General features: G+C 65.0%; 6 protein-coding genes and 1 pseudogene. 5 read left to right on the top strand and 2 right to left on the bottom strand.

The genetic code is table 11. The annotated features are described in order from the left end of the window. The 5 genes from AHiyo1_RS12970 to AHiyo1_RS12990 all read left to right on the top strand — a co-directional run. Positions 1 to 689: HlyD family efflux transporter periplasmic adaptor subunit (locus AHiyo1_RS12970; RefSeq protein ID WP_113990658.1), on the top strand; the 689-nt coding region annotated here is incomplete at its 5' end. Positions 690 to 717: 28 nt separating this feature from the next. Beyond that, positions 718 to 1,017 (top strand): hypothetical protein, encoded by a 300-nt coding sequence (locus tag AHiyo1_RS24750; protein ID WP_059388842.1) that lies wholly within the window; start codon positions 718 to 720, stop codon positions 1,015 to 1,017. Between the two features lie 6 nt (positions 1,018 to 1,023). Then, positions 1,024 to 1,731: an ABC transporter ATP-binding protein gene (locus tag AHiyo1_RS12980; protein ID WP_059388843.1), complete on the top strand. Its 708-nt coding sequence runs from the start codon at positions 1,024 to 1,026 to the stop codon at positions 1,729 to 1,731. Then, positions 1,718 to 2,995, top strand: coding sequence for an ABC transporter permease (locus AHiyo1_RS12985; RefSeq protein ID WP_253257318.1), 1,278 nt, complete (start codon positions 1,718 to 1,720; stop codon positions 2,993 to 2,995). The genes AHiyo1_RS12980 and AHiyo1_RS12985 overlap by 14 nt, the downstream gene beginning before the upstream one ends. A gap of 60 nt (positions 2,996 to 3,055) precedes the next feature. Beyond that, positions 3,056 to 3,469, top strand: a complete 414-nt coding sequence (locus AHiyo1_RS12990; RefSeq protein WP_059388844.1) for a hypothetical protein — start codon at positions 3,056 to 3,058, stop codon at positions 3,467 to 3,469. 187 nt (positions 3,470 to 3,656) lie between these two features. Here AHiyo1_RS12990 and AHiyo1_RS12995 read toward each other — a convergent pair. Further along, positions 3,657 to 4,849: pseudogene (locus AHiyo1_RS12995) on the bottom strand (MFS transporter). After that, entirely contained in the window at positions 4,846 to 5,616 is a 771-nt protein-coding gene (locus tag AHiyo1_RS13000) for a DeoR/GlpR family DNA-binding transcription regulator (RefSeq protein ID WP_059388846.1), read from the bottom strand. Before AHiyo1_RS13000 ends, AHiyo1_RS12995 begins: the two are co-directional and overlap by 4 nt. Between the last annotated feature and the right edge of the window lie 228 nt (positions 5,617 to 5,844).

The raw sequence follows: 5,844 nt of genomic DNA on the forward strand, positions 1-5,844 counted from the left end.
CCGCTGCCAGCGCCCAGCCGAGCAGCCAGCCGGCCCAGAACGCGCTCAGCGCAGCACAGGCCCAGCTCGCGAAGGACAACCAAGCACTGACCCAGGCAGCCAACCAGCAAGCCAGCTCGGCCCTCAAGGACAAGGAGCAGATTGCCTCGGCAGCCACGGCCCTCAATTCCGCCCAAAGCGGTGGCGGCGCCACATCCAACACCACGTCTGCCCAGATTGCCGTTGATACCGCAACCAAAAACCTGGCGTCCTGCTCACTCGCGGCCCCGGTTTCAGGTACTGTCACCGCCGTGAACGCCGTCGTCGGCGGCAACGCCGGCAGCAGCTCCGGCTCTTCCGGATCCTCGGGTTCCGGCTCGTCCGGAGCTTCCGGCTCCTCCGGCAGCTCTTCCACGAGCGCCGCGAGCACCTCGTCCTCCGGACTGATTACGATCAGCGACACCGCGCACCTGCAAGTCATCGCCAACTTCGCCGAATCGGACATTGCCGCCATGAAGACCGGCGACTCGGCCACCTTCACCTTCCCGGCGCTCAAGACCGACCCGTCCGCGGCACCGGTCACAGGTACCATCACGGCGATCGCCCAGAACGCCACAACCACCAACAACGTGGTCAGCTATCCCGTGACGATCTCCATCAAGAACCCTCCGGCTGCCTGCGGCTCGGCCAAAGCGCAAACATCTCCGTAACCACGCGACCGCCAAGAACGCATTGACAGTGCCTTCGCTGGCCATTACCACCACGGGAACCAGGCAGACCGTCAACGTGATGAAGAACGGGACGGCGACGGCGGTGACCATCACCACCGGGATCACGGACAACGGCCGCACCCAGGTGCTCACCGGACTCAGCGCGGGCGACCAGATTGAACTCCCGGCTATCTCATCCACCCTGGACACCACCGGCACCACCGGACGGACCGGGACGGGCGGACTTGGCGGTACGGGCGGATTCGGTGGTACCGGCGGCGCCGGAATTACGGGCGGCACCGGTGGCACACGTGGAAATGGCGGGTAAGCAGCCGTGAACGACGCTGTCATCCAACTGGAGTCCGTGAGCAAGATCTATGGCAAAGGGGAAGCCGAAGTACGGGCACTCGATTCCGTCAGCATCTCCATTGACCGGGGCGACTTCGTGGCCATCATCGGCGCCTCGGGCTCCGGAAAGTCCACCATGATGAACATCATCGGCTGCCTCGACGGCGCCACCCAGGGGACGTATCACTTGGACGGCATCGATACCGGGACCCTGGATGAATTCCAGCTCGCGCAGATCCGCAACCGGAAAATCGGCTTCGTCTTCCAGAACTTCAACCTGATACCGCGCACGCGGGCCGTGGACAACGTCTCCATGCCGCTCGCTTACGCAAAAGTGCACCGCAAGGAACGGCGCGAGCGGGCCCTGGAAGTACTCGATTCAGTGGGTTTGGCTGAGCGGGCGGACCACAAGCCTTCGCAGCTGTCCGGTGGACAGCAGCAGCGTGTTGCCATCGCCCGGGCACTCGTGACCAACCCGGTGTTGCTCCTGGCCGACGAGCCCACGGGAGCTTTGGACACCAAGTCCTCGCACGAAATCCTGGATCTCTTCGAGTCCTTGCACGCCAACGGCCGGACCATTGTGATGATCACCCACGAGGCGGACGTCGCGGCGCGGGCCAACCGCGTTGTGCGCTTCCAGGACGGTCACATCATTGAGGATCACAGGATCCGCGCCGTGAATGCCCACCTGTAGCCACGGCGGTGCCGGCATGATGATCGCCGAATCCGTTCGCTTCGCCCTGACGGGGGTGATGGCCAACAAGATGCGCTCCATCCTCACCACCCTGGGCATCTTGATCGGCATCGCATCCGTCATCATCCTGCTGGCCGTAGGAGCCGGAACCTCCAACGCCATCAAGGCCCAGATCGGCAAGCTGGGAACCAACGTGCTTACGGTCAGCCGCCAGACGACGGCGGGCGGCCGCGCAGCAGGCGGCGGACAAGCCGTCACCGGTCCGCGCTCCCGCGGCACCAACCTCACGCTCCAGGACATGGCCGCGCTGACAGATCCCGTTATGGCCCCCGACGTCGCCGCAACAGCGCCGGTAGTCACGGCACAGAACGTCACGGGTACTTACCAGGACGCAACCCATGCTGTCGCAACCTTCGTGGGGACCACGCCGTCGTACTTTTCCATTTCGAACGACACGCTCGCGGCGGGGTCCTACTTCAGCGACGGTGACGCCAGCAGCGGCACCGCAGTGGCCGTGATCGGCAATACCGTGGCACAGGACCTGGTGGGAAGCTCTGTGACCTCGGCCGTTGGGCAGACGATCGCCCTCAATGGCCAGAACTTCGTGGTCTCCGGCGTCCTGGCTCAAAAGGGGTCCTCGGGGCTCAACGATCCAGACGACATTGTGGTGATCCCCTACAGCGCAGCCCAGGACAAGTTCACGGGGTATTCGCCGTCCCTTGCCTCCATCACGGTCCAGGCGAAGTCAGCGGACGTGATGAACCAGGCCCAGAACGAGGTTCAGATGATCCTCGATGCCAGGCACAACGTCACCTCCGCCAATCGTGACTATCAGGTGCGGAACCAGGCGCAGATCCTCACGACGGCCACCACCACCACGGCCACGCTGACCATCCTCCTGGGGGCCGTGGCCGGCATTTCGCTCCTGGTTGGCGGAATCGGCGTCATGAACATCATGCTCGTCACGGTCACTGAACGCACCCGCGAAATCGGCATCCGCAAGGCGATCGGAGCCTCGCGCGGCAGCATCGTGAGCCAGTTCCTGATCGAATCGCTCATCATTTCGCTGATCGGCGGGGTGCTGGGAATTGCCGCGGGCTACATCGGCAGCGCCTTCCCCCTGCTCGGAACGCAACCCGAAGTCCAGTGGTGGACCGTGTGGCTGTCGTTCCTGGTATCCGCTGCGATCGGCCTGATTTTCGGAATCTACCCGGCCAACAAGGCGGCGAAACTACGGCCGATCGACGCCCTGCGGTACGAATAGCCGCCCACACGTCCACCCCCCAGCAACTCAAAAAAGAAACAGCCAACAGGAGATCTACAAATGTCCTATTCAGCACCGGAGCCCGGCACCACGAACCAGCCGGAGCCCCAGCAGCCCTACACCCAGCAGCCCCACGCCGGACAGCCCACCGCGGTCCTGCAGGCCACCGGCCAGGAACCCACCGGGCAGGGTTGGGGCCAACCTCAGGCGCCCGAGCCGTTCGTGCCCAAGAAGCGCTTCCAGATGGGCCGTCTGACGCAGATCCTCCTTGCCGTGCTTCTCGTCGCCGTGGGCTTCTTCGGAGGCGTCGGCGTCACCAAGCTCATGGATGCTGGCCAGGCCCGTCCGGGCCGCGGCCAGTTCCAGAACTTCAACGGCCAGGGCGGCCAGGGCCGGAATCGGCAGAGCGGAGCTCCCACCAACGGGGCATCGCCGAGCGCCATTCCTACGGCCCCCGCCACCTCGGCCCCGTAGCACCGCTCGTTGTAGCCACCCAACGGTCCCCACCGCCACCCTCGCCTCGCAAGTCCCCAGCCGCCCCCTAGCTTCGCAAGCTCAGCCAGGGAACCCTGCGGCTGTGGGCCCTCGGCCAGGGAACCCTGGCGGCGTGGGCCCAGCAGTTGTTGTCGTTTTGACGCGTCATAACGACAACAACTGCGAGTCAGTTGCTTTTAACGAGGGGCTTCGCGGCGCCGGCCAGCCACAGGGCCATCAGGATCGGCACCCCGATGGCAAGCAATGCCATGTGGATACCGGTATGGTCGCCGAGGTATCCCAGAAGCGGCGGGCCGGCTAGAAACGCCACATAGCCGATGGTTGAGACCACCGAGACACGTGCGGCCGCGTGTTTCGGGTCATCGGCAGCAGCGGACATGCCCATCGGGAAGGCCAGGCTGCGCCGATACCCCAAAGGGCCGCACCCACCCCGGCAAGGACGAGGTTGCCCGCGAAAACGAAGAGAGCCAGGCCCACCGCTGCGGCGGCCATGCTGACCCGCAGCACGGCTACGCGTCCGAACCGGTCGATCGCACGGCCGCCGACGAAACGCATCAAGGTCATCGCCGCCACGAAGAGCGCGAACAACAGGGCGCCCGTCGATTCGGAAGCATTCAGGCCATCCACCGATGCCTTAGCGATCCAGTCGTTTCCGGCGCCTTCCGTCAGGGTCGCCCCAAGGACCACGACGCCGATCAACAGGGTGCGGGAGTCCCGCCAGGCGGAGGGACCCTTCACGGCGGGCGCGCCGTCGTCGGGCGCCGTTCCCGTGGTCTCGTGGGGCATGAAGTAGCGCGGCGCGGTCAAGGTGAGAAGAACCACGACGCCGGCAATGACCAGCAAGTGCTCCGGAAGTCCGACGCCTATCTCGGAAAGCCATGCACCAATCAGCGCACCAACAAAGGCGCCCCCGCTAAAGGCTGCGTGGAACTGCGGCATGATGGTGCGCCCGAGGCGATGTTCGACGTCGGCCCCCTCAATATTCTGCGAAACGTCCCACAGACCGACTCCCACACCGAAGAAAAACAGCGCCAGGGCGGTGCCGGCCACGGATCCAGCCATCAGCGAGAAGGCAATAGCCGCTCCCGCCGAGGCGGCCAGCAGCCCGGCTGCGCGGACGGTATTGGCCGTACCGATCCTGCCGACAACCCACCCCGCGGAGGGCAGCGCCACAAGGGACCCGACGGCGGTGCACAGCAGGAGGGTGCCCATCTGTCCGGACGTCAGGTGCAGGGTCTGGGTGACGGCGGGGATGCGCGCCGCCCAGCTGGCAAATACCAGCCCGTTCATGCCGAAGACCAGGAAAGTGGCGATTGCCGCGGCCTTGACGTTCGGAGCGGTTCGGGTGCTGGTGGTCATACGATCACAACTTCCACGGAGAGATTTTCAAGTAGGGTGCGTTCTTCGGTGCTTGGCTTCCGGTCCGTCACAATGACATCTACCGCGTCCATGGCTGCAACCAAGGCCACGGCCTGTGCATTCCATTTGCTTCCTGTGCAGGCCACGATCACCCGGCTGGCCGATTCCAAGCCTGCCCGCTTGATCGCGGCGTCCTCGAGATCGTGCGCCAGCAGGCCGTCCTTGAGGTTGATGGCACACGGCGTCACGATGGCCGCATCAAAGCGCAATGAGCGGATGTTGGCCTCTGCCATTGGTCCCCGGAATGACTGCTCTCCGGGAACCAGGCTGCCGCCGGGCAACAGGAGGCCCGGACGCCGTCCCGAGGGAAGGTCCGTGGCCAGGAACTCCACCGCGCGTAGGGACATCGGCATGATGGTCAGTTCACGCTGCGCGAGCCGGCGCGCGATCTCCGTTGCCGTTGAACCGCTGTCGAGCCACACATGATCGCGGTCGCGGAGCAGCCGTTCGACGGCGACGGCGATTCTCTCCTTGGCGTCCTGGTCCTCGAGTTCGCGCTGCCCGTAGCCGGGGTTGTCGCCGCGGTCCACGAGGCTGCGGGCCCCGCCATGCACCCGGCGCAGGACACCGTGGGAAGCGAGGATTTCCAGGTCGCGCCGAATAGTGGCCCCCGATGCCCCGCATTCGGCAACCAGTTCGTCAACGGTAATCTCTTCGCGCTTGCGCAGCAGCTCGCCAATGAGCCGGTGGCGGTCAGCAGTCCTCATGCTCATATGCTATCCAGAAATGATCATTTCATCACCTTTGGTGATCATATGGCCGCGTGGGTGCGGCGTGTAAACCGGTCGCGTGAGCCGGCAGGCACCCTGCGTGCCGAATGGCTTAGACGCTCACTCACCTATGGGGCACTTTCGGCCGATGCTCGCTCACCAATGGTGAGCGAGCGTTCCGCGATCACACGCCATAGGTGAGCGAGGGTTCCAAGGCGCGGGACG

Origin of the sequence: Arthrobacter sp. Hiyo1 (assembly GCF_001263615.2) — a bacterium.
In the GTDB taxonomy this organism is placed as follows: Bacteria; Actinomycetota; Actinomycetes; order Actinomycetales; family Micrococcaceae; genus Arthrobacter.

Bases quoted from the DNA above. Each gene is read 5' to 3' on its own strand.
- AHiyo1_RS12985 (WP_253257318.1), top strand. From the start codon at position 1,718: ATGCCCACCTGTAGCCACGGCGGTGCCGGCATGATGATCGCCGAATCC.
- AHiyo1_RS13000 (WP_059388846.1), bottom strand. From the start codon at position 5,616: ATGAGGACTGCTGACCGCCACCGGCTCATTGGCGAGCTGCTGCGCAAG.
- AHiyo1_RS12990 (WP_059388844.1), top strand. From the start codon at position 3,056: ATGTCCTATTCAGCACCGGAGCCCGGCACCACGAACCAGCCGGAGCCC.